The following is a 360-nucleotide window of genomic DNA, read 5'->3' on the forward strand; positions in this document are numbered from 1 at the left end:
TCACGGCTGTCGACGTATTCCCATTTGGTCAGCGCCACGTGACCGCTCGGCACTACCTTCATAATGCCCTGATCCCCTACCCGAAGTTTCAGGTGCGGAAAGGCCAGATCATAGGCATACCAGCTCATGCAGGCTTGTGCCAGATCAAGCAGATCATATTCGTCGGTGCCAGCAGCTGGTGTGAAGGCATTCAGATAAGCAAACAGCTCGGGGCCGATTTCCCCCCTGAACCAGCGTTCAGCTGTACGGATAAACGGCTGGAGCGTTTCAGGAGCTATTTTCGCCTGTATACCCCCTAGTTGTTTTTTCAGGATATCGATGGTGATCATGCCGCCGTGTTTGCGTTAACCGCTGGCTGAG

1 protein-coding gene is annotated in these 360 nt (G+C 53.9%); it reads right to left on the minus strand.

What is annotated here, in order from left to right:
- On the minus strand, positions 1-329 hold a 329-nt coding region (locus BLX24_RS31445), incomplete at its 3' end, for a DUF6712 family protein (protein ID WP_143092993.1).
- Positions 330-360 lie beyond the last annotated feature (31 nt).

The organism is Arsenicibacter rosenii, from assembly GCF_001870735.1.
Lineage (GTDB): Bacteria > Bacteroidota > Bacteroidia > Cytophagales > Spirosomataceae > Arsenicibacter > Arsenicibacter rosenii.